Here is a 22,154-nt window from a genome sequence, read left to right on the forward strand (position 1 = left end):
ATGCGGCTCCGCCGCGCGGGCGCGACCAGCCGCACACGACCCGCAGCCGGCGGAAGACGGCAGTTCCCCGCCGAGCCCCCGTCAGTAAGAAGAACCCGACGCGCCCAGGGAACCCGTCGGGTGCCACACCGTCTTCGTCTCCAGGAACGCGGTCATCCGCTCGGTGCCCGGAGTCGCCGACCAGTTGTCCACAGCCTGTGGACGAAGGGTGCGCTTCAGATTGTCGGCCGCCGAAATCTCCAGCTCCTTCGCCAGCACCTCGCCCGCGCCCGCGAGATCGATCGCGTTGACGTCCTGGTGCGCGGCCAGCGGCGCCGCGATCTCCGCCGTACGGCCGGACAGGACGTTGACGACACCGCCGGGCAGGTCGGAGGTGGCCAGCACCTCGCCCAGGGAGAGGGCGGGGAGCGGGGACCGCTCGGACGCCACGACCACGGCCGTGTTGCCCGTCGCGATCACCGGGGCGATCACCGAGACCAGGCCGAGGAACGACGACTCCTGGGGGGCCAGGACCGCGACCACGCCCGTCGGCTCGGGCGAGGAGAGGTTGAAGAACGGGCCCGCGACCGGGTTCCCGCCCCCCACGACCTGGGCGATCTTGTCCGTCCAGCCCGCGTACCAGACCCAGCGGTCGATCGCCGCGTCGACCTGGGCGGCGGCCTTGGACTTGGACAGGCCTTCCGCGTCGGCCACTTCGCGCACGAACTGCTCGCGACGGCCCTCGAGCATCTCCGCGATGCGGTAGAGGATCTGCCCCCGGTTGTACGCCGTTGCGCCAGACCAGCCGCCGAACGCCTTGCGTGCGGCCACCACCGCGTCACGGGCGTCCTTACGGGAGGAGAGGGGCGCGTTCGCCAGCCACTTGCCCTTCGAGTCCGTCACCTCGTACACCCGGCCGCTCTCGGAACGCGGGAACTTGCCGCCCACGTACAGCTTGTAGGTCTTGAAGACGGAAAGTCGCTCGTCGATCTTCTCGGACTTGTCAGACATCGAGGTACGCCTCCAGGCCGTGGCGGCCGCCCTCGCGGCCGAAGCCCGACTCCTTGTAGCCGCCGAAGGGCGAGGTCGGGTCGAACTTGTTGAACGTGTTGGACCAGACGACACCGGCGCGCAGCTTGTTCGCGACGGCGAGGATCCGCGACCCCTTCTCCGTCCAGATGCCCGCCGACAGGCCGTACTGCGTGTTGTTGGCCTTGGCGACGGCCTCCTCCGGGGTGCGGAAGGTCAGCACCGACAGCACCGGGCCGAAGATCTCGTCGCGGGCGATGGCGTGAGCCTGGGTGACGTTCGTGAACAGCGTCGGCGCGAACCAGTAGCCGGAGGAGGGGAGTTCGCAGGCGGGGGACCAGCGCTCGGCACCCTCCGCCTCGCCCTGGTCGGCGAGCGCGGTGATCCGGGCCAGCTGCTCGGCGGAGTTGATCGCGCCGATGTCGGTGTTCTTGTCGAGCGGGTCGCCCAGGCGAAGGGTGGCGACCCGGCGCTTGAGGGAGTCGAGCAGCTCGTCCTGGATCGACTCCTGCACCAGCAGCCGGGAGCCCGCGCAGCAGACCTGGCCCTGGTTGAAGAAGATGCCGGTGACGATGCCCTCGACGGCCTGGTCGACGGGGGCGTCGTCGAAGACGATGTTGGCGCCCTTGCCGCCCAGTTCGAGCGTGAGCTTCTTGCGCGTGCCGGCCACGGTCCGCGCGATCTCCTTGCCCACGGCCGTCGAGCCCGTGAACGCGACCTTGTTCACGTCCGGGTGCGCGACGAGCGCGGCGCCCGTGTCGCCGTACCCGGGAAGGATGTTGACGACGCCCTTGGGCAGGCCCGCCTGACGGCAGATGTCCGCGAAGAACAGGGCGGACAGGGGCGTGGTCTCGGCGGGCTTGAGGACGACCGTGTTGCCGGTCGCCAGCGCCGGGGCGATCTTCCAGGCCAGCATCAGGAGCGGGAAGTTCCAGGGGATGACCTGGCCCGCGACGCCGAGCGGACGCGGGCTCGCGCCGAAGCCGGCGTGGTCGAGCTTGTCGGCCCAGCCCGCGTAGTAGAAGAAGTGCGCGGCGACCAGGGGGAGGTCCGCATCGCGGGTCTCCTTGATCGGCTTGCCGTTGTCCAGCGTCTCCAGAACGGCCAGCTCACGGCTGCGCTCCTGGATGATGCGGGCGATGCGGAACAGGTACTTGGCGCGCTCGGAGCCGGGCAGCGCCGACCACTTCTCGAAGGCCTTGCGGGCCGCCTTCACGGCGCGGTCCACGTCCTCGGCGCCGGCCTGGGCGACCTCGGACAGCACCTCCTCCGTGCTGGGGGAGACCGTCTTGAAGACCTTGCCGTCGGCCGCCTCGGTGAACTCGCCGTCGATGAACAGGCCGTAGGACGGAGCGATGTCGACGATCGAGCGGGACTCGGGCGCCGGTGCGTACTCGAATACGGAAGCCATGATGATCAGTCCACCGTCACGTAGTCGGGGCCGGAGTAGCGGCCGGTGGCCAGCTTCTGGCGCTGCATCAGCAGGTCGTTCAGGAGCGAGGAGGCGCCGAAGCGGAACCAGTGGTTGTCCAGCCAGTCCTCGCCCGCGGTCTCGTTGACGAGCACCAGGAACTTGATCGCGTCCTTGCTCGTCCGGATGCCGCCGGCCGGCTTCACGCCGACCTGGACGCCGGTCTGCGCGCGGAAGTCGCGCACGGCCTCCAGCATGAGGAGGGTGTTGGCGGGCGTCGCGTTGACGGCGACCTTGCCGGTGGAGGTCTTGATGAAGTCCGCGCCGGCGAGCATGCCGAGCCAGGAGGCGCGCCGGATGTTGTCGTACGTCGACAGCTCGCCGGTCTCGAAGATCACCTTGAGGCGGGCGCCGCCGCAGGCCTCCTTCACGGCGGTGATCTCGTCGTACACCTTGAGGTACCTGCCCGCGAGGAACGCCCCGCGGTCGATGACCATGTCGATCTCGTCGGCGCCCGCGGCCACGGCCTCGCGCACGTCGGCCAGTTTCACGTCGAGCGCGGTGCGGCCGGCCGGGAAGGCGGTGGCGACGGAGGCGACCTTCACGTCGGAACCGGCGACGGCCTCCTTCGCGACGGTCACCATGTCGGGGTAGACACAGACGGCCGCGGTCATGGGGGTCGTACGGTCCGTCGGGTCCGGGTGGACCGCCTTGGCGCCGAGCGCCCGGACCTTGCCCGGGGTGTCCGCGCCTTCCAGCGTCGTCAGGTCGACCATCGAGATGGCGAGGTCGATGGCGTACGCCTTCGCGGTGGTCTTGATGGAACGGGTGCCGAGCGAGGCGGCGCGCGCCTCCAGGCCGACCGCGTCGACGCCGGGCAGCCCGTGGAGGAAGCGGCGCAGCGTGCTGTCGGACGCGGTGACGTCTGAGAGCGAGTGTGCGGGTGCAGTGGTGGGCATGGTCACCAGGCGAGCATATCTACGCGCGTAGCGGCTGTACAGCCCCGGGACCGGTTCTCGGGCGGCGCCGGGGAGCCGGCCGACCTCAGGGGTGCGAGGAACGGCGCGACCAGCCGGACACGGCCCGCACGCGTACACAGGGGAGCCCCCCACGGTGTTCGGGCGGTCCTTCACGGCGCTGAGCTGTTCCCCACAGCGGTCTGGGCGACTCGGCCGGGCGCCGCAGGCATACGGCAGAATCGGCAGCATGACGACGCCCGACCACCAGTCACCCTCGCCCCAGCCCCCGGCGCCCTCCGTCCGGGACCGGATCTATCGATCGCCCGCCGGGCTCGCGGGCGGCGTGCTGCTGCTCGTCATCATTCTGTGGCTGGGCATCGACGCGCTGGTCAAGGGGCACGGGCGTACGCCGTGGCTGGCGCTGGCCGGCCTGATCCTCGTCGTGCCGCTCGTGATCGCGTTCACCCTGCGCCCCGCCGTCTTCTCCGGCGACGCCCGGCTGCGTGTCCGCAACCCGTTCCGCGTGGTCACGCTGCCCTGGGGTGAGATCGTCTCGCTGCGTTCCGGGTACTCCAACGAGGTCGTCACCAAGTCCGGCGCCAAGTACCAGCTGTGGGCGGTGCCCGTGTCGCTGCGGGCCCGTAAGAGGGCCGCGCACCGGGCGGCCCGGGCGGAGGCCGCGGCACGGGGCGAGGCGGCCGGTCGTGGCGGACGCCGGTCGGGCGGGTTCGGCGGGTTCGGCAGCGGCGGGCTGGGGGGCTTCGGGGGTTTCGGCGGCGCGCGCGACGCCGGTGACACCGGGCCGATCCGGGCCGAGACCGACAAGGTGATGGACGACCTGCGCGAGACCCTGGCGCGCCGGGAGCACGAGGGGCCGGCCCAGGGCGAGGTCACGGTCCGCTGGGCCTACGAGATCGTGGCGCCGGTGGTGGCGGGGGCGGTTCTGCTGGCGATTCTGTTCGCGGTGGGGTGAGGGGCCAGGGGCGGACGGCCGTCCCCCGGGTCGCCTTGGTGCGGCTGGGCCCCGTGAGTCTTCGTGCGTCTCCGAGCGCATGCCCACGGGCGCCGACGGTGAGCGCTTTCTTCCCGTCTTTCCTAGGGGTTACCTAGGGGATACTTCGACGTGAAGCATGGCTTCGACGGCCACTTTTGTCCGCGCGCTGTCACGAATGTCTCAGTAGATTGCTCCTGCCGCCCCGTACTGCCGTACCTGCGGGTTTTACTCTTCGAAGGGGTGGCGGGGGTGGGGAAATGGACCGTTCCAGCGCGACGGGAAGACCTGCCGCCACGGCGGGGATCAGGTGCCAGGTCGACATCGATGTCGACGGCAGATTCGGCTGGCGCCTGGTGGCGATCAACGGGCGGTCGGTGGCGGTGTCGCTGACTTCGTACGACACGCACGCGCGGTGTCGTACCGCGTTCCACCGGCTGTGCAGCGGCCACGCCGACATGGGCGGCGGCATCCAGCACAGCTCCGAGGGAGGCGGCTGGGTGTGGGTGCTCTGGGATACCGCGGGCCGGCACCTGGCCCGATCGGCGCGTACGTACGAACGCCACGCCACGTGCCGCTCCGCATACGGGCGGTTCCGCGCACTGTTACCCGAACTGGCCACGGCGGGAACTGAGTTATGGGCGCAGACCTGAGCTTCGAGACATGCGGGAAGCCGCACCCGGGGCCGGCCCCCGTACCGGTCCTGCCAGTGCTCGGTGGAGCCGGCGCTTGTTCGCGGCTGTGATGCCCGAAGTGGCGGAACACCGGAAAACATCGCACGAGAAAAGGAGCAGCACATCACGGCCGAATCCCGTGTGGCTGTAATCGTGTTTATTTTCGCTGCTGGAAATCCTCTAAGAAATCCTTCTCTGGTCGGGTGAATTCATCGCGAATTTGTCCGTAGGGAACACCCTCGCCGGGCCGCCGAAGGAGAAACGTACGGCGCCGGGCACCCTGTGCGGGGTCCCCGGCGCCGCTTGGCTCAGGGCTCAGCGCACGTCGATGAAGTCGCCCGCCGACACCGCGGCGGCGGTGTCGGCCGTGCCTGCGTAGGCCCAGCGGTAGGAGCCGTCGGAGGTCGCCAGGACGGTGGTGGAGACGGTGCCGTCCGCAGCGGTCCGGACGGTCTTGACGGTGGTGTAGGTGTCGCAGCCCTCCTCGCGGAACTGCAGTTCCACGGGCCGTCCGGCCTCGGCACCGGTGTACGTGCCGGTCGCCCAGTCGGCGTGCCGCACGCCGCCCGTGACGGTGATGGTCCTGCCCCAAGCCACCCGTTCGGGCGTGGCGTCGGCGGTGATCCGGGTGTCGCGCTGCACGGCGACGGTGGCGGCGCTGTCCAGGAACTCCGCGTCGCTGTCGGAGGCGATCGCGTAGGCGCTGACGGACCAGGTCCCGGCCGACGCGTCGTCGGCCGGGACGGTGCCGGGCTCGAGTGTGAAGGTCAGTGTGCAGGTGCTGGTGGCGTCGGTCGTCGGCCCGCAGGCCGACGTCGAGGACACGGTGGCGTCCGGGGCGCTGTAGGGGCCGTGGTACAGGGTGGCGTTGATCGCGTCGAAACCGGCCGGGTCGGTCGCCGTGACCTCGACGGTGACGGTTCTTTCGGTGGTGCCGAGGACGATGGGCCGATCGCCGTTGACGACCACGCCGGTGATCTCGGTGTCACCGAACTTCTCGTCCGCGTGAGCGGCGGGAATGGCGAGAGCGGACAGGGCCAGGACGCCGATCGCAGCGGCGACGGCAGAGAGTGTGCGCATGCGAATTCCCCAAGGTGAGTGCCATGGTCTGTCAACTTCCCCTGACGGACCCGAATTGACGTGTGCAGCGTAGTCATCCTGTGGAGATTTAGGAACGCTTTTGTCGAAAGAGTGCGACGGGCTGCGGATTTCCTTCCGGAGGAAACGGTGCCGAATATCGACCGCGTCGATTTAATGGGAAGCCGAAGGACCAATTCGATCCGAATTTCAGTCGACCCGGCGGCCACGGACCCGTACCGCGGCCCGGCCGCCGCCTCGCGAGCCGGCCCTGGTGCGCGACGGTGCTGCCCCGGCTCCGGGCGTGCGGCACGTCTCGTCCGTGGAGTGACCCCGTATCGAAGAGGTGAATGCGGGACAACCTTTACGTGAATCAAGCCTCCTGGGCCCGAACAGGAGACCCCGCATCACACGCGCCTCTTTACCCTGCGTCTGTCGTCGGGGCGCTCGACTGCGAACAGCGCCCGCGACCTTTCGCGACACGAGGCAACAGAGGTGGGGATGGCAGGACTCAAGGGGGGCGCGGTCTTATCGGGCACGCGCTTCCATGTGGACATCGAGGTGGACGGCTCCTGCTGGTGGCGGCTGACCGCGTCGAACGGGCGGGTGATCGCCGTGGCCGCGAGGTCGTACGCAGACCACGGCGAGTGCCGTGCCGTGTTCGAGCAACTGTGCGCCGGCATCGAGGGTTTGCAGGGCGAGCTGCACCATGCCCAGGAGGGGACAGGCTGGAAATGGCGGCTCCGTGACCGCAGCGGCGCGATCGCGGCCGTGTCCGCACGCACCTACGAGCGGCACTCGACGTGCCAGACGGCGTACGACCGGTTGTGGGCGCTCCTCGTCGAGGTCGGAGCGGGACGGGTGAGGGTGTGGGACGACGCCGAGTGACGTGGAATCACCACGCGTTCGTCACCGGAAGTTGCCCCTAGGAGTCGCCTCGTTCATGTCCGTGCGCTGTGGCGTCCATTCCGTCCCAGAAGCCTCGTGGCACGTGACGACGCGAATATCTGAGCGACCAGTGACCCCGGCGGCTCAGCCGCCGAGACGTCTGTACCCGGACCCTGGTGTGTCCGACCGCGTGTTCCGGGGCGTCCTGCGCAGTGGCGGCGCCCTGGTTCTCGTGATCATGCTGCTCGTCGGCGGCTTCCTGTCGTACCGGGCCTGGGAGGCCCTGTCGGTCGCGAAGTGGGGCTTCATCACCACCGAGACCTGGGAGCCCGACGGCGGCAACTTCGGCATCGCGGCCGTACTCGTCGGCACGATCCTCATCGCGCTCGTCGCCATCGTCTTCGCGGTGCCGATGGCACTCGGCACCGCGCTCTACATCTCCGAGTACGCCCCGCCGAGGATCCGCCAGACCCTCATCAGCATCGTGGACCTGATGGCCGCCGTGCCGTCCGTGGTCTACGGCCTGTGGGGACTGTTCTTCTTCCAGGGGCACGTGGTCACGCTGTCGCGCTGGATCTCCACGTACTTCGGCTGGATACCGCTCTTCGAGGTCGACGGCGCCGATCCGCGGGACCCGCTCGCCACCGCCACCGTCTTCACCTCCTCCACCTTCATCGCCGGCATGGTCGTGTCCCTGATGGTCGCGCCCATCATCTGCTCGGTGATGCGGGAGGTGTTCTCGCAGGCTCCGATCGGCGAGCGGGAGGGCGCGTTTGCGCTCGGCGCGAACCGCTGGGGCATGATCCGCAGCGTCGTCCTACCCTTCGGCAAGGGCGGAATGATCGGCGGCGCCATGCTGGGCCTGGGCCGTGCGCTGGGCGAGACCATCGCCGTGTACCTGATCATCTCGCCGGTCTTCGTGATCCAGCCGCACATCCTGCAGAACGGCACCAGCTCGGTCTCCTCGCTGATCGCCCTGCGCTACGGCGAGGCGAGCGAGATCGGCATGTCGGCGCTGATGGCCGCGGGCCTCGCGCTGTTCCTGATGACCCTCGTCGTCAACTTCGTCGCGTCGTCGATCGTCGCCCGCAGCCGTTCCGGCGCGGCGAGCGACTCCTGAGGAGACCGAGCCGGATGACCGTCACCACCGCACAGAGCCCGCCCGGCGACCAGGGACCGCAGCCGAGTCCCGACGGCCCGGTGACACCGTCGGTGCCGGGCACCATCCTGCCCGCACGCCGCACGACGCGTACCGAGTCACGCCGCAACCTGGCCACGCTGCGCGCCACCGACGTGTACGCCATGCTCGCGGCCGCGGCCGCGTCCCTCTGCATCACCTGGCTGCTGTTCGACCGGATGCTGCCCTTCAACGGCGCCCTCGGCTTCGTCGTCGTCTCCTACGCGCTCTTCCTCGGCGTGTACGCGCTGCTTGTCTCCTTCGACGAGGACGGGCCGGCGGTACGTGACCGGGTGGCCGCCGCCGTCGTCCAGAGCCTCGGCCTGGTGATGCTGGCCGTGCTGGCGTTCGTGGTCGTCTACACCCTCTACGAGGGCCGCGACGCGCTGCCGCACCTGAACTTCTACACCGAGTCGATGGCCGACGCGGGTCCGATCGAGCCGCTCAGCGTCGGTGGCATCCTGCACGCGATCGTCGGCACGCTGTGGCAGATCTCCATCGCCCTGCTGATCTGCATCCCGGCCGGGCTGGTGTGCGCGGTCTTCCTCAACGAAGTCCCGGGTGCCTTCAGCCGGTTCGTGCGCACGATCGTGGAGGCGATGACAGCGTTGCCGTCCATCGTGGCCGGCCTGTTCATCTACGCGACCTTCATCCTCGCGCTGGGCTTCGAGCGCTCCGGGCTCGCCGCTGCGCTCGCGATCTCCGTGATGATGCTGCCGATCATCATCCGCGCGGCGGACGTGGTGATCCGGCTGGTTCCCGGCACCCTGCGCGAGGCGTCGTACGCGCTCGGCACCTCGCGGTGGCGCACGGTGTGGCACGTGGTGCTGCCCACCTCCCGGTCCGGTCTGACGACGGCGATCATCCTGGGTACCGCCCGCGGCGTCGGTGAGACCTCGCCGGTCCTGCTGACCGCCGGCTACACGGCGGAGCTCAACACCGATCCGCTGCACGACCCGATGGTGTCGCTGCCGCTGGCGGCCTTCGAACTCGTCAAGTCCCCCGAACCAACCTATATCGCCCGCGGCTTCGGCACTGCGGCGGTGCTTCTCGTCCTGGTGTTGGTCCTGTTCGTGTTCGCCCGCGTTTTGGGCGGCCGCGGACCGGGCCAGTTGACCAGGCGTCAGGAACACCACCGGGTCAGGGCCTCCCGCCGGGACGCGAAGCGCTTCGCCGCGTACGCCTCCGCAGACCAGTCGTCAGACAGACCCGCACCGACGAGGAGCACCCCGTGATACCCGCACCTGTCCGTCGTCCGCGCGCCACGCGCGTGTACCAGGCGCTGGCGCTGTTCGTCGCCGCGGTCTGCGCGCTGCTGGCCGTCCACCCACCGGCCTTCGCCGAGAGTTACACGAAGATCAGCGGCTCCGGCTCGACCTGGAGCGCCAACGCCATCGAGCAGTGGCGCCGCAACGTCCGCCAGCAGGGCATGACCGTGAACTACGCGGCGGTCGGCTCGTCGGTCGGCCGCCAGCAGTTCAAGAACGGCACCTCCGACTTCGGTGTGTCCGAGATCCCCTACGGCCTCAACGACCTCGGCCAGCAGGACCCTCCGCCCACCCGCAAGTACGCCTACATGCCGATCGTGGCGGGCGGTACGTCGTTCATGTACAACCTGAAGATCAGCGGCAGGCAGGTCACCAACCTCCGGCTGTCCGGTGAGGTCCTCACCAAGATCTTCACCGGCAAGCTGACGATGTGGAACGCGCCGGAGATCAAGACGGACAACCCCAAACTGGCCCTGCCGGCCCGCCGTATCGTCCCGGTGGTCCGCTCCGACGGCTCCGGTACGACCGCGCAGTTCACGCTGTGGATGTCCAAGCAGTACGGCTCCCTGTGGAACGACTACTGCAAACGGGCGGGCAAGCAGACACCGTGCGGTCTCACGTCGTACTTCCCTGTGATCCCCGGCTCCGGCTTCGTCGCCCAGTCCAGCTCCCTCGGCGTCGCGGGCTACACGAAGCAGTCCCAGGCCGAGGGCGCGATCACCTACGTCGAGTACTCGTACGCCAGGAACGCAGGCTTCCCCGTGGCCAAGGTCCTCAACAGGTCCGGCTACTACGTCGAGCCGACCGCCTCCAGCGTGGCGGTCGCCCTCACCAAGGCTCAGATCAACAATGACCCGCGCTCCGCGAACTACCTGACCCAGGACCTCGACGACGTCTACACGTTCGGGGACCGGCGCACCTACCCGCTCTCCAGCTACAGCTACATGATCATCCCCACCAAGGAGGAGTCGGGCTTCACCAAGGCCAAGGGGAAGACGTTGAGCGCGTTCAACAACTACTTCCTCTGCGACGGCCAGCAGCAGGCCGACCGGCTCGGCTACTCGCCGCTGCCGAAGAACCTGGTGGAAGCCGCCATGGCGCAGACGCGGAAGATCCCCGGCGCCGACCCGGCCAGGATCGACGTCAACAAGTGCAACAACCCGACGTTCTCCGGCGGACGCAACCTCCTGATCCAGAACGCTCCCTACCCGCAGGCGTGCGACAAGAAGGGCGCGGACCAGTGCGCGACCGGCACGGGCGGCAACAAGGCCGCCACACCGGTCACCGGCGGCAGCTCCGGCGGCTCCGGCTCGGGCGGCGGCTCCGGCTCGGGCGGGTCGGGCGCGGGGGCGTCGGGCGGTTCCGGTTCGGGCGGTTCCAGTGCGGGGACGTCCGGCGGCGCGACGGCCGGCTCCGGCAGCGGTACGGCGGGCAGTAGTGGCGCGGGCGGGGCGAGCGGCGGGAGCGTCGTCGACCCCGACACCGGCGAGGTGATCAGCGGCGACCAGGCCGCCGGTGACACCTCCGTCGCCGCCAGCCCGGTCTCTCTCGGGGCGGACGACTCCCTCGGCCTGCGTACGGCGCTGATGGCGCTGTCCGCCGTGCTGCTGGTCGGCGTCGTCGTCGGACCACCGGTCGTCGCGCGGGTGATGGCGGGCCGGACGCGTCGCAAGGAGGGTGCGGCATGACGAAGGTACTGAGGCGTCCCAGACCGCGGATTCTCGTCGCCGTGGGCTGTCTGCTGGCCGCGCTCGTGGTGGCGCTGCTGCCGGTGCCGCCGGCGACGACGCCCGCTGTGGCGGCGGACAGCGGGGCCGAGGACTCGGCGGTGACGAAGTCGGTGACGAAGTCGGGGACGAAGGGACCGTACGACGACTTCTCCGACCTGAAGGTGACCGTCCACCAGACGAAGAACCTGCACTCGCAGGGTGTGCGGGTGAGCTGGGAGGGTGGGGCGCCGACGCTGCCCAGCACCAGGTTCAACGTCAACTACCTCCAGATCATGCAGTGCTGGGGGGACGATCCGTCCGGTCCCGACCGGGAGCAGTGTGCTTTCGGAGCGGGGCCCACAGATGGGGCCGGGATCGGCCGGACCGTCGTGTATGGGCCGGCCGACTCCGGGAATCCGGCGGCCGTGGACCCGGCGGAGGAACCCGGGGCGACATTCATCCCGTTCAGCCCGGCCAACGGTGAGCCGCCCACAACCGCTTCCATCGACTACACCTACTTCAGTCCCCTGGACACCAACGAGCAGAAGGCCGTCCGGACCTTCGCCAACGGCACGGGCGAAACCGAGTTCGAGGTGCAGGACGGCATCCAGGCGGACCACCTCGGCTGCGGTCTGAACACGGCGCCGTCCGGTCAGACCCCGGTCCCGCGTTCGTGCTGGCTGGTCGTCGTGCCGCGCGGCGACCACTACGCGAACGGCACGAAGGACACCAACACCGAGAGCGATGCGCTCAGGACCTCGCCGCTGTCCGCGACGAACTGGGCTCAGCGGATCGTCTTCCGGCTGGACTTCCAGTTGGTCGACAGTTTCTGTCCGGAAGGTCAGCCCGAGCGGTCCATACCCGGCTCCGAACTCGCGGACGACGCCTTCTCGTTGTGGGCGCCGAAGCTGTGCACCTCAACCGGGAACAACTTCAGCTTCGTGCGCGAGCCCGAGGACTCCGCCAGGAACGAGGTGCTGAGCGCGACGGAGGACACGCCCGCGATGGGTGTCACCGTCGATCCGGTGGCTCAATCGGGAGACGGGCCACGTGTGGTCCACGCGCCGGTGTCGGTGTCCGGGCTCGCGATCGGCTTCTTCATCGAAGGGACGAACGGTGTGCTGCAGGACATGAAGCTGACGCCGCGGCTTGTGGCCAAGATGCTCACCCATTCCTACGTGCATGATGTCCCGTGGACGAATGTATGCAACCCAAGTCCCTGCCCACCCGGTGAGCCGGCCCCGCCCGAGTACCTCAAAGGAAATCCGCTTTATTACACTGCGGATCCAGAATTCGTTGAGCTCAATCCGGAATTTTCTGAAGTGGATTCGCAAGCGGCACCGCTGAGTCTCATGGTTCCGCAGGGAAATTCCGACACTACGCGAGTGATCTGGAACTGGCTGCGGTCGGACAAGGAAGCTCGGGACTTCCTCTCCGGGGAACCGGACCCGTGGGGCATGGTGGTAAATCGCCACTACAAGGACTTGGATCTTGTGGACAATGCAGACCTGACTGATTTCCCCAAGTCGGACCCTACCGTTGCGCCGGCCATCAATAACCAATGGTGGCCAGATCCTGTTACCTATACAATCCTGGACTTGGACCCATACACGGCTGACCTGCATGACGGAGCTATAAAAACCCGTCGAGGCAATAACGGTCGTACCATCGATTATGAACCACCCAATCTCCCGACTCCGCCCAAGGTCGTCAACACGGCCCCGCCGCCGGGCCGTCGTATCGCGATGGCGATCGTCGATACAGCGTCGGCGGAGCGTTACGGCCTCCAGATCGCGGCCCTGCGCAACGCGGACGGAAAATTCGTGAAGCCCTCGGTCGACACACTTCAGGCGGGTGTCGACGACATGCGACCATGGCCGGACAACTCCGCCGTACTCAAACCCGATCCGGGACGGGCCGAGGGCCAGGCGTACCCGCTGACCGTGGTGAGCTACGCCGCGGCTTCGGTGAACCAGGCCCCCAAGGACCGCAAGGCGTACGCGGACTTCATGAGGTACGCGGCGGGACCGGGCCAGACGCAGGGCCGGGCGGCGGGCCAACTTCCCCCCGGCTACGCACCGTTGCCGGAGAAACTGCGCAAGCAGGCCGAGGCCGCGGCCGACGACCTTGAGCGGGGCGACCCCGGCAGCGATCAGTCGTCCGACGACCCGGACGCGCAGGGCTCAGGGGGACTCACGGTCGGAGCGGGCACCGGTGGCATCTCTTCCGGTACGGGCAGCGGCGGAGCGGCCGCAGGCGGAACGGTCGGCGGCGACACCAGCTCGTCGGCGTCGGAGGCAGCCGCTCCGAACGGCTCTGCGTCTCCCTCGTCAGGGCCGCAGCAGAATATCGCCCAAGCCAGGCAAGGAATTACACCAGGAGAAATCCTCGGCGTTATTCGCTGGGTCCTGCTCGCCGTGCTTTTTGTGGCGGGAGCAGCAGGTCTGGCAGGTCCTGTCATGCTTCGCTATGCGCAGCGCCGGACTCCCTAGGTGACACCTAAGAAGCCTCCCCGTAACCTTTCCCTCGCAGGGAATTGGTTGGCCGTCGCGTGCAATTCTGGAATTGTAAGCGGTGGCCGATCGACGGGTCGGCAGCGCGAAAATCCGGATTCAGCTTGAACGTCCAGTCTTCGGAAATCCAGAAACCAAGGGGTTCAGAAGTGAACGTCAAGTCTTACGCCAAGGTCGGTGCCGCTGTCGGCGCCGCGGTTCTCGGTCTCGGTATCCTGACCACCCCGGCTTCGGCCGACCCGTCCTCGCTGACCGACTACCGCACCCTGGCCGCGGTCGGCTCGGACACCACGCAGTACGTCATGAACGGTCTGGCCAACGGCGGTGCCGTCGTCGACGCCGGCAACAACAATGTCATCGCGTCGTGGAACGCCGTCGACGGCCTTGGCGACCCGTACAAGACCAAGCCCACGCCCGCGTCTTCGACGGAGTGCCAGTACAACCGCGCCGACACCAACGGCTCCAGCAACGGCCTGGGCCGGCTGGCCGAGGACATCGCCAACGGCGGTACCACCTGCATCGACATCGTCCGCTCCTCCCGCGGCCCGAAGACCAGTGGCACCGACCTCACCTACGTCCCGTTCGCCCGGGACGCGGTGACCTACGCCACCGACCTCGGCAGCACCGTGCCGACGAGCCTGTCGAAGGACCAGCTGAGGCAGATCTACACGGACTGCACCTACACGGACGACACCGGTACGCACACGGTGGCGCCGCTGCTGCCGCAGGCCGGATCGGGCACCCGGCAGTACTGGCTCGACTCCATCGGTGTCCCCACGCCGGGTGCGTGTGTCACCCAGGGCATCCAGGAGCACGACGGGACCGCCATCACCGCCGCGAACCAGCTCATGCCGTACTCGGTCGCGCAGTGGATCGCCCAGGGCAAGGGCATCGCGGAGGTCCCGAACCGGCGCGGTGAGTCGCGTCTGCGCAGCATCACCGGCGGTGCGGCCGGTAGCGAGAACCCGACCACCGGCTCGGGCACCGCGCTCGCACTCAACCCGAACTTCGTCTTCTCCCGGGACGTCTACAACGTCGTTCAGACGTCCCGGCTGAACAGCGACGCCACGATCTCCAAGGCGCTGTCGGACATCTGTGCGGCCGGCACCACCATCCAGAACTACGGCTTCGGTGTCATCTCCAACTGCAACGACCGCACGCTCACGGGCGGCCTGAACGGCAACAACTCGTGATCGTCGGCTGATCCCCGCGCGACGGCCGGGCGCCCTCCAGGTGCCCGGCCCCGCGTGCTGTCCCCATGTCCATCCACCAACCGTCCCCCGGGGGGCCAACACCATGACAGCGCAACGCTTGTTGCTCCACCCGTTCCGAAGAGCGGCCGCCATCGTGGCCGCCTGTGCCGTGCTCGCCCTGGGCGTTGTGGCCCTGGTGACGTCCCAGTCCCAGCCTGCCCGGGCGGCGTCCGTCGGCGAGTTCACCTTGACGCCCAACTTCGGCAAGGTGACCGATTCGCAGCCGTTTGGTTCCCTCACGATCCCCGCAGCCTGCCCCGTGTTCGAGGATGGAGGTGAGACCGTTCCCTTCAACTACGACCTCGTTCTCCGAGTGGTCGGTCCCGACGGTAATGAGGCCAACGCAGTGGAAGGGATCACCGACGGGTCGCCTTACGACGATCCGGAGTCAACGGTTTCCCTCGCCCCTGCCGACAACCCGGGGATGGTGGTCGCCAGCCTGTCGAACGTCATCAAGGGCGATGGCACCTACGAGCTGCGCGTACGATGCCGGGACGAATTCGCGGGTTTTGCCCCGGGCGATCCGTACTGGACCCAGAAGATCACCGTTACCGGCGACAACTGGGTGGTCGGGGAAGGCGCAAAGGCCACCGGCGTCAAGCTGACCCCCTCCGCCAACCAAGTCGAGCCTGACCAGGAGGTGACGTTCACCGCGGAGGTCACGCCGGCGGAGGCGGCCGGCTCCGTGCAGTTCCTGGACGGCGAGACAATGCTGGGGGAGGCCCCCGTCGCCGACGGGAAGGCCGAGTTCAAGAAGACGCTCTCCGACGGAGACCATGACATTGTTGCCCGGTTCACTCCGACGGACATCACCGAGTTCGGGTCCTCCGAATCCACATCCATCCACGTGACAGTGCGGACCGCACGATCCGAGATACACGACGACTCGGGCACGCGGCTGGCCGACAACCCCGAACTGCAGCGAGGCCAGACGGTGAAACTCATCGTCCGCAGGTGCCAGCCGAACACGGCGTTCACCCTTTCCATGGAGCGGAACGACGGCACCTTCCCCGGCGCCACCTCTGACGCGAGCGGAACCGTGACCTGGCCGTCCCTCACCGTTCCGGACGACGCGGTCGAAGGCCAGAGTTCGTGGACGCTCAGCCCGGGCTGCCTCGGCGGCGTCGGCGAGACCAACGTGAATTCGGTGCCGTTCAAGGTCCCCGCCCCGCCCTCCGGGTCCCCGAGCGGCGACCCGTCGGACGACCCCTCCGGTGACCCGTCGGACGCCCCCAGCGGTGACCCGAGCGGCGACCCCTCGGGTGACACGTCCGGCACCACGTCCGGGTCGACCGGCGGCGACTCCACCACCGGCGGTGACTCCACCACCGGCGGCACGTCGACCTCCGGCGGCACCTCGGCCACCGGCGGCCTCGCCTCCACCGGTAGCCAGATCGCGCTGTTCTCCGGTATCGGCGCCGTGGTCCTGACCGGGGCCGGCATCGCCTTCGTGCGGTACGGCCGTCGCAACGGGCTGCTGACCTTCGGCGAGCCCCGCTCGTAACGGCATGCGGAGCACAGGCGGCGGGCCCCCACCCCGCCGCCCACGTCTCCATGTCTCCCTTCGACACCTCGCCACAGGAGCGCTTCCCGTGACCGTGCTGACCCCGCCCCCGCCGGCCGTGGCGCCGCCGGCGCCGGAGCCTTCACCCGAGCCCCAGCCCGAGTCCAGCCCGAGGGCGCCGCGGGCGGAACGCGCCGGCTTCGCGTTCACCGGGGCCGCGCTGTGCGTGCTCGCCGCCCTGCTGCTCGGCTTCGCCGCCAACCTCACGATCGTGGGCCATCTCCAGCACGCCCGCGACCAGCAGACCGCGTACGACGAACTCCGCCGCCAACTCGCCCTCGGTATCGCGCCGGTGGGGCAGCAGACGTACGACGGCAACATGCTGAAGCCGGGTGCCCCCGTCGCGCTGCTGCGCATCCCGGCCCTGGGATTGAAGGAGGTCGTCGGAGAGGGCACCGCCTCCGGTGTGCTCATGTCCGGCCCCGGCCACCGCCGGGACACCCCGCTGCCGGGACAGGCCGGCACCAGCGTGATCATGGGCCGCCAGTGGGGATACGGCAGCCCGTTCAACGACCTGCACCAGCTGCCCCTGGGCAGTGAGATCCGGCTGACGACCGGACAGGGCACGGCCACCTACAAGGTCACGGCCATCCGCCGCAAGGGCGACCCGCTGCCTCCCGTCCTGAAGGAGAACGAGGGCCGGCTCACGCTCATCACCGCCGAGGGCAGCCCCTACACCCCCTCCGGCACCCTGCGCGTCGACGCGACCCTGACCAGCGGCGTGCAGCCCGCTCCGCCCCGCCCGCTCGCCCTCGGCTGGATCGACGACTCCGAGCAGGCCATGGGCACCGAAGACGCCGCCTGGCTCTCGGTGTTCCTCTGGTCGCAGGGGCTGTTCCTTGCCGCCCTGCTCACCATGGCCGCGTACCGCGCGTGGGGCCGCTGGCAGACCTGGATCTTCGGCGCGCCCGTCCTGGCCGCCTTCGGCCTCGCCGTCTCCGGCGCCGCCGCCCGACTGCTGCCCAACCTGCTCTGATCGACGAGGAGTTCAGCATCATGTCCGACACCACTGACACGACCGACACACTCGTCGACGAAATCCTCGATCCGACGAGGAAGATGAAGGCGGTACAGGCCGAACGGCCCGGCGGGGCCATCGCCGGCAGCAACCCGGCCACTCTGGAGGCCGACTCCATCTCGGCCTGGTTCGGTGACCACAAGGTCCTGGAGGGCGTCTCGCTCACCATGCCCGCCCGCAAGGTCACCGCGCTCATCGGCCCGTCCGGCTGCGGCAAGTCCACGTTCCTGCGGATCCTCAACCGCATGCACGAACTGGTCGGCTCCGCCTCCCTCTCGGGCCGGGTGCTGCTCGACGGCGAGGACATCTATGACCGGGGCCGCCGCATCACCCACGCCCGCCGCCAGATCGGCATGGTCTTCCAGAAGCCCAACCCCTTCCCGGCGATGTCGATCTACGACAACGTCACCGCCGGCCTGAAGATGAGCGGCATCAAGGCGGGCCGCGAGGACAAGGACCGGCTCGTCGAGGAATGTCTCATGAAGGCAGGCCTGTGGAAGGAGGTCCGCGACCGCCTCCGCCAGCCCGGCGGCGCGCTCTCCGGCGGCCAGCAGCAGCGCCTGTGCATCGCGCGGTCGCTGGCGGTACGCCCCCGGGTCCTGCTGATGGACGAGCCCTGCTCCGCGCTGGACCCGACGTCCACGCGCCGCATCGAGGAGACGATCCACGAGCTGACCGACGAGGTCACCATCGTGATCGTCACCCACAACATGCAGCAGGCGGCCCGCGTCTCCAACCAGTGCGCCTTCTTCCTCGCCGAACAGGGCACCCCGGGCGCCATCGTCGAACACGGCGCCACGGACGCGATGTTCAACAACCCCCAGGACCCGCGCACCACGGACTACGTGAACGGCCGCTTCGGATAAGACCGGAGCGGTCCTGAGCAGGGAGTTCGGGAGTCGACAGGGATGAAACGGAACCGTCGGATGCGAGGCGCTCTCCGTGCAACCGCCGTCCTGGCCTTGGCCTCGTACGTCGCCCTCACGGGCTGTGCCGTCCCCGGCGCGCCCGACAAGCCGCTCGCGAACCCGCCCGCCCCCGCGCCGTCGGCCGCGGGCGGGCGGTACGCGGAAACGACGGTGCCGGCCGAGCCGACCCCTGACGGAGCCTCGTCAGGGACGGTCGCGGCCGATCCCACTTCCACCTTCACGGCACCCGCTCACAGCCGTACCCCCGAACCCGCACCCTCCCCGAGCAAGCCCACCGCCACCCCCAAGGCGAAGCTCCCCGATCTGTCCCGCACGGCACGGCCCACCACACCGTCCCGACCCCGCATCACCCGCCCTGGGCCGTCACCGAAGCCGTCGGCCACGCCGGGCGCGCAGACGGTCGGCCCGCGCAGCCCGGACGGTTCGACCACCCTCCGGATCGGCTCCTGGTCGGCCCGGGTCGTACGTGGCGGGCAGGAGAGGGTGGACGCCTGTCGTGACGCCGTGCAGTGGACGGGGCCCGACCTGGGGACCGAGGACGGCTACGCGCTGCGCACCGCTGTCGTCGTGGGCCATGACTACTGCGGCTTCGACCGGTTCGCCACGCTGCCGGTGGGCACGGTCGTCACGGCGACGACCCCGCGCGGCACCTTCACGTACCGCGTCTACGCCCACGAGGTCTCAGCTGGCCGCGGCACCCTTTCCCACGGCCTGTACTGGGGCGACCTCACGCTTCAGTCCTGCGTCGGCCCGGACACGGGTTTCAGCTACCTGATGCGCGTGTGAGGCACCGCGCCGCCCCGTACCCGCGTTGTTCACCTCCGCTTCGCCCCGTGGAGTCGGACAGGTGCACTGCCCCGGAGACTCGCCTGTCTAGCGTCGGGCGCGGAACCGGAAGTGGCACCTCAGGCCCCAACTGCCGCTGAACTCCCGACTGTCAGGAGTACTCCCATGCCCCGTCCGCTCACCAGACCCCTTCGCCGAGTGAGCGCACGGCTGCGCACCCGGCGCGGCCTGCGCGGCACTGCCGTCGGAACGATCGCCACGGTCGCCGCGGCCCTGCTCACCGCCGGATCCCAGGCAACAGGACCCGCCGGAGCGTCCCAGGCCCAGGACCCCAAGGACGACGGCTTGAGCGTGCCCGGCGGATTCGTGGCCCCCGACACCCCGCTCCCGGACGTCCCCTCGCAGGGCGACGGCTCCTACCACGTCGAACTGCCGCCGCTGGAAGGCGTGTCGGCCGCCGCGAAGCTGTGGGGCCAGGAAGCCGCGAAGCCCTCGGCGCAGCAGGCCGCGGCCGACGCCGGGCTGCCGGCGAGCGTGTTCGCCGCCTACCAGCAGGCGGCGAAGTCAGTGGGCCGTACCGACCCGGGCTGCCACCTGAAGTGGGAACTGCTCGCCGGGATCGGCAAGGTCGAGTCCGGCCACGCGGCCGGCGGCGCAGTCGCCGCGAACGGCGACACCCTCAGCCGCATCACCGGCCCTGCCCTCGACGGCAACGGCTTCGCGCTGATCCTCGACACCGAGAACGGCGTCTGGGACGGCGACCCGGTCTACGACCGCGCCGTGGGCCCCATGCAGTTCCTGCCGTCCACCTGGAAGACCTGGGGCGCGGACGGCAACGGCGACGGCGTCGCCAACCCCAACAACGTGTACGACGCCGCCCTCGCCGCGGGCCACTACCTGTGCGCCGGCGACCGCGACCTCGGCACCTCGGCGGGCCTGGAGCGCGCGATCCTCAGCTACAACTACTCGCGCGACTACCTCAACCTGGTTCTCGGCTGGATGGAGTTCTACCTCCGCGGCGTGCACACCGTGCCCGACGGCAAGGGAGTCGTCCCGCGCAGTCCCGGGGCGGGCAGCGAGACCCCGGCCACGGAGCCGGTGCACGAGGGCGACGTCGGAGGCGGCGGTGGCCAGGAGGGCGGTGGCGCCCACGGCACCGCGCCCGGTTCCACGCCCGGCGGTGCCGGCACGCCGTCACCCGGCACGCCCGTCGGGCCGCACCCCCACCCGTCGTCGGTGCCGTCGGCGAGTCCGTCCTCGACCCCGGCCGCCGACCCGACTCCCACCCCCACGGCGATATCCCCGTCGCCCTCCGACGGCGGCGGGACGGAGCCGGTACCCACCGACACCCCGGAGCAACCCGCCGGCACGGAGTCCCCCACCCCGGAACAACCGGCCGACACCCCCACCCCCACGGAGACGACGCCCGAGCCCACCCCGTCCGACACCACCGACCCGGTCCCGTCCTCGGAGGAGACGGCCACGACCGACGCCACGGAAACGCCTGTGGGCTGAACGGGCGGCGGGACACGGGGTTCAGACGCCTGGGGGCAGGCCGAACCCCGTGTCCCGCCCTTGCTCGGTATCCCGCATTCGTGCGAACGGGGGCGCGGGACACCTGGTGGAGGCGGCAGCGCCCAAGGGGGGAGGACGTGGACCGCACTCCCCACCAGCGTGGGACAACGGGAGACGCGGCGGGCAGCCGGGAGGCATACGGCGCCCCAACTCCCCGTGAATCACGGGGCACTCGGCCAGACCAGCAGCATGTACGCGCCGCAGTACGCCGAGCCGGCCACCGCCGCCGCCAGGACGAACGCGCGGTGCCGGCGGGAGGTGTGGGCCAGATGCCGGGCCACGGGCAGCAGGAGCGGGAAGCCGGGGAGCAGGAAGCGGGCGCGAGGGAAGTAGACACCGCCGCTGAGCACGACGATCGCCAGCAGGGCACCGGTGAACACCAGCAGTGGCAGGCGCTGCCGGTCCCACACCGACACGGCGAACAGCACCGCGGACGCGAGCATCGTCAGCGTCACCATGATCAGGAACAGCTGGGGTCTCGGCTCCTGGCCGAACAGCTCGCGCAGCCGGCGCAGTGTCTCCCGGCCGCTGTCCAGCTCGTTGTGCCACAGCCGCTGTACGGCGAAGTATCCGTCCCAGCGGCCCAGGCGCAGGCCCACCCAGCCGACGTACGCGCACCAGCCGAGCGGAGCGAGTGCGGCGCCCGCGAGGGCCTGCCAGGACAAGCGGCGGCGCAGGGAGAGCAGCGCGGCGACCGCGACCGCCGCGGCCAGCGCGATCCCCGTCGGCCGGGTCAGCCCGGCCAGGCACGCACCGGCACCGGCCCACACCCAGCGTCCGCCGAGCACCGCGTACAGCGTCCAGGCGGCGAAGGCCGTGAACAGCGACTCGGTGTACCCCATCCACTGCACGAGCCCGACCGGCAACGCGGCCCACAGTACGGTGAGCAGCACCCCGACCCGCCGCCCGTGCAACCGGTCGCCCACCGCGAACACGCCCCAGGCGGCGACGAACGAGGCGAGGACGGCGAGCCCGAGCCCGGTGCTGGCCCGGCTGCCGGGGGTGAGGACGGCGACGGCCCTCACCAGCACCGGGTAGAGCGGGAAGAAGGCGAGGTTGTTCGCGTCGTAGGCGGTGCCCAGTTCCCGTGTGTACCCGTGGTCGGCGATCCCGAGGTACCAGTCGGCGTCCCACTGCGTCGCCAGCAGCGGCCACACACCGTGGTGCCGCCGGTGCGCCCAGACGGCCAGGAACAGCAGCCCGCACAGATGGACGGCTAGAAAACCGCCGAGGGCGGGAGCCGCACGCCGCAGGCTGCCCAGCACACGTGGTGGTACGGCCGTGGGGCCGTGGGGTCGCCGGGTGCCCGGGATGTGCCCGCTGGGGGCGGCGTCGGGGGCGGTGTGCGGCACGG

General features: G+C 69.8%; 18 protein-coding genes. 13 read left to right on the forward strand and 5 right to left on the reverse strand.

The genetic code is table 11. The annotated features are described in order from the left end of the window. Window positions 1-81: 81 nt before the first annotated feature. Genes IEZ19_RS17475 through deoC form a run of 3 tightly spaced genes read right to left on the reverse strand, consistent with a single transcriptional unit; the run spans window position 82 to window position 3,378 of the window. Window positions 82-990 carry an aldehyde dehydrogenase family protein gene (locus tag IEZ19_RS17475; protein WP_189312104.1) on the reverse strand — a complete coding sequence of 303 codons (909 nt, stop codon included), beginning with the start codon at window positions 988-990 and terminating at the stop codon, window positions 82-84. Further along, a complete protein-coding gene (locus IEZ19_RS17480; protein WP_189312105.1) occupies window positions 983-2,419 on the reverse strand; it encodes an aldehyde dehydrogenase family protein in 1,437 nt (478 codons plus the stop codon). The genes IEZ19_RS17475 and IEZ19_RS17480 overlap by 8 nt, the downstream gene beginning before the upstream one ends. 5 nt (window positions 2,420-2,424) lie before the next feature. Then, complete coding sequence (gene deoC, locus IEZ19_RS17485; RefSeq protein ID WP_189312147.1) at window positions 2,425-3,378, reverse strand: deoxyribose-phosphate aldolase; 954 nt, start codon at window positions 3,376-3,378, stop codon at window positions 2,425-2,427. 247 nt (window positions 3,379-3,625) lie between these two features. Between deoC and IEZ19_RS17490 the strand changes: the two genes are divergently transcribed. Further along, complete coding sequence (locus IEZ19_RS17490) at window positions 3,626-4,351, forward strand: PH domain-containing protein (protein ID WP_189312106.1); 726 nt, start codon at window positions 3,626-3,628, stop codon at window positions 4,349-4,351. A gap of 278 nt (window positions 4,352-4,629) precedes the next feature. Continuing rightward, window positions 4,630-5,022, forward strand: coding sequence for a YegP family protein (locus tag IEZ19_RS17495; RefSeq protein ID WP_189312107.1), 393 nt, complete (start codon window positions 4,630-4,632; stop codon window positions 5,020-5,022). 336 nt (window positions 5,023-5,358) lie between these two features. Here IEZ19_RS17495 and IEZ19_RS17500 read toward each other — a convergent pair whose 3' ends face one another. Continuing rightward, window positions 5,359-6,123, reverse strand: a complete 765-nt coding sequence (locus IEZ19_RS17500) for a calcium-binding protein (RefSeq protein WP_189312108.1) — start codon at window positions 6,121-6,123, stop codon at window positions 5,359-5,361. Between the two features lie 498 nt (window positions 6,124-6,621). Between IEZ19_RS17500 and IEZ19_RS17505 the strand changes: the two genes are divergently transcribed. The 11 genes from IEZ19_RS17505 to IEZ19_RS17555 all read left to right on the forward strand — a co-directional run bounded on the left by IEZ19_RS17505 (window position 6,622) and on the right by IEZ19_RS17555 (window position 20,740). Next, the gene (locus IEZ19_RS17505) at window positions 6,622-7,008 is read left to right on the forward strand and encodes a YegP family protein (protein WP_189312109.1); all 387 of its coding nucleotides are present in this window, start codon (window positions 6,622-6,624) and stop codon (window positions 7,006-7,008) included. Window positions 7,009-7,186: 178 nt separating this feature from the next. Further along, the gene (pstC, locus tag IEZ19_RS17510; protein ID WP_229840406.1) at window positions 7,187-8,128 is read left to right on the forward strand and encodes a phosphate ABC transporter permease subunit PstC; all 942 of its coding nucleotides are present in this window, start codon (window positions 7,187-7,189) and stop codon (window positions 8,126-8,128) included. Between the two features lie 14 nt (window positions 8,129-8,142). Further along, entirely contained in the window at window positions 8,143-9,420 is a 1,278-nt protein-coding gene (pstA, locus tag IEZ19_RS17515; protein WP_189312111.1) for a phosphate ABC transporter permease PstA, read from the forward strand. Then, window positions 9,417-11,141: a phosphate ABC transporter substrate-binding protein PstS gene (gene pstS / locus IEZ19_RS17520; protein WP_229840409.1), complete on the forward strand. Its 1,725-nt coding sequence runs from the start codon at window positions 9,417-9,419 to the stop codon at window positions 11,139-11,141. The genes pstA and pstS overlap by 4 nt, the downstream gene beginning before the upstream one ends. Further along, a complete protein-coding gene (locus IEZ19_RS17525) occupies window positions 11,138-13,654 on the forward strand; it encodes a hypothetical protein (RefSeq protein ID WP_189312112.1) in 2,517 nt (838 codons plus the stop codon). Before pstS ends, IEZ19_RS17525 begins: the two co-directional genes overlap by 4 nt. Before the next feature lie 170 nt (window positions 13,655-13,824). Then, window positions 13,825-14,868, forward strand: a complete 1,044-nt coding sequence (locus tag IEZ19_RS17530) for a hypothetical protein (protein WP_189312113.1) — start codon at window positions 13,825-13,827, stop codon at window positions 14,866-14,868. 103 nt (window positions 14,869-14,971) lie between these two features. After that, window positions 14,972-16,432: an Ig-like domain-containing protein gene (locus IEZ19_RS50730; RefSeq protein ID WP_229840411.1), complete on the forward strand. Its 1,461-nt coding sequence runs from the start codon at window positions 14,972-14,974 to the stop codon at window positions 16,430-16,432. 88 nt (window positions 16,433-16,520) lie between these two features. Further along, a complete protein-coding gene (locus IEZ19_RS17540; protein WP_189312114.1) occupies window positions 16,521-17,468 on the forward strand; it encodes a sortase in 948 nt (315 codons plus the stop codon). A gap of 83 nt (window positions 17,469-17,551) precedes the next feature. Next, window positions 17,552-18,376 carry a phosphate ABC transporter ATP-binding protein gene (locus IEZ19_RS17545; protein WP_189312149.1) on the forward strand — a complete coding sequence of 275 codons (825 nt, stop codon included), beginning with the start codon at window positions 17,552-17,554 and terminating at the stop codon, window positions 18,374-18,376. A 60-nt stretch (window positions 18,377-18,436) separates the two neighbouring features. Next, a complete protein-coding gene (locus tag IEZ19_RS17550) occupies window positions 18,437-19,225 on the forward strand; it encodes a hypothetical protein (RefSeq protein ID WP_189312115.1) in 789 nt (262 codons plus the stop codon). 165 nt (window positions 19,226-19,390) lie between these two features. Continuing rightward, a complete protein-coding gene (locus IEZ19_RS17555) occupies window positions 19,391-20,740 on the forward strand; it encodes a lytic transglycosylase domain-containing protein (protein WP_189312116.1) in 1,350 nt (449 codons plus the stop codon). Between the two features lie 221 nt (window positions 20,741-20,961). Here IEZ19_RS17555 and IEZ19_RS17560 read toward each other — a convergent pair whose 3' ends face one another. Continuing rightward, entirely contained in the window at window positions 20,962-22,152 is a 1,191-nt protein-coding gene (locus IEZ19_RS17560) for a putative hexosyltransferase (RefSeq protein WP_189312117.1), read from the reverse strand. Window positions 22,153-22,154 lie beyond the last annotated feature (2 nt).

This window comes from Streptomyces brasiliensis (assembly GCF_014647875.1).
GTDB lineage: Bacteria > Actinomycetota > Actinomycetes > Streptomycetales > Streptomycetaceae > Streptomyces > Streptomyces brasiliensis.

Coding starts and splice junctions, on each gene's coding strand:
- IEZ19_RS17475 (WP_189312104.1), bottom strand. CDS start 990: ATGTCTGACAAGTCCGAGAAGATCGACGAGCGACTTTCCGTCTTCAAG.
- IEZ19_RS17480 (WP_189312105.1), bottom strand. CDS start 2,419: ATGGCTTCCGTATTCGAGTACGCACCGGCGCCCGAGTCCCGCTCGATC.
- deoC (WP_189312147.1), bottom strand. CDS start 3,378: ATGCCCACCACTGCACCCGCACACTCGCTCTCAGACGTCACCGCGTCC.
- IEZ19_RS17490 (WP_189312106.1), top strand. CDS start 3,626: ATGACGACGCCCGACCACCAGTCACCCTCGCCCCAGCCCCCGGCGCCC.
- IEZ19_RS17495 (WP_189312107.1), top strand. CDS start 4,630: ATGGACCGTTCCAGCGCGACGGGAAGACCTGCCGCCACGGCGGGGATC.
- IEZ19_RS17500 (WP_189312108.1), bottom strand. CDS start 6,123: ATGCGCACACTCTCTGCCGTCGCCGCTGCGATCGGCGTCCTGGCCCTG.
- IEZ19_RS17505 (WP_189312109.1), top strand. CDS start 6,622: ATGGCAGGACTCAAGGGGGGCGCGGTCTTATCGGGCACGCGCTTCCAT.
- pstA (WP_189312111.1), top strand. CDS start 8,143: ATGACCGTCACCACCGCACAGAGCCCGCCCGGCGACCAGGGACCGCAG.
- IEZ19_RS17525 (WP_189312112.1), top strand. CDS start 11,138: ATGACGAAGGTACTGAGGCGTCCCAGACCGCGGATTCTCGTCGCCGTG.
- IEZ19_RS50730 (WP_229840411.1), top strand. CDS start 14,972: ATGACAGCGCAACGCTTGTTGCTCCACCCGTTCCGAAGAGCGGCCGCC.
- IEZ19_RS17545 (WP_189312149.1), top strand. CDS start 17,552: ATGAAGGCGGTACAGGCCGAACGGCCCGGCGGGGCCATCGCCGGCAGC.
- IEZ19_RS17550 (WP_189312115.1), top strand. CDS start 18,437: ATGCGAGGCGCTCTCCGTGCAACCGCCGTCCTGGCCTTGGCCTCGTAC.
- IEZ19_RS17555 (WP_189312116.1), top strand. CDS start 19,391: ATGCCCCGTCCGCTCACCAGACCCCTTCGCCGAGTGAGCGCACGGCTG.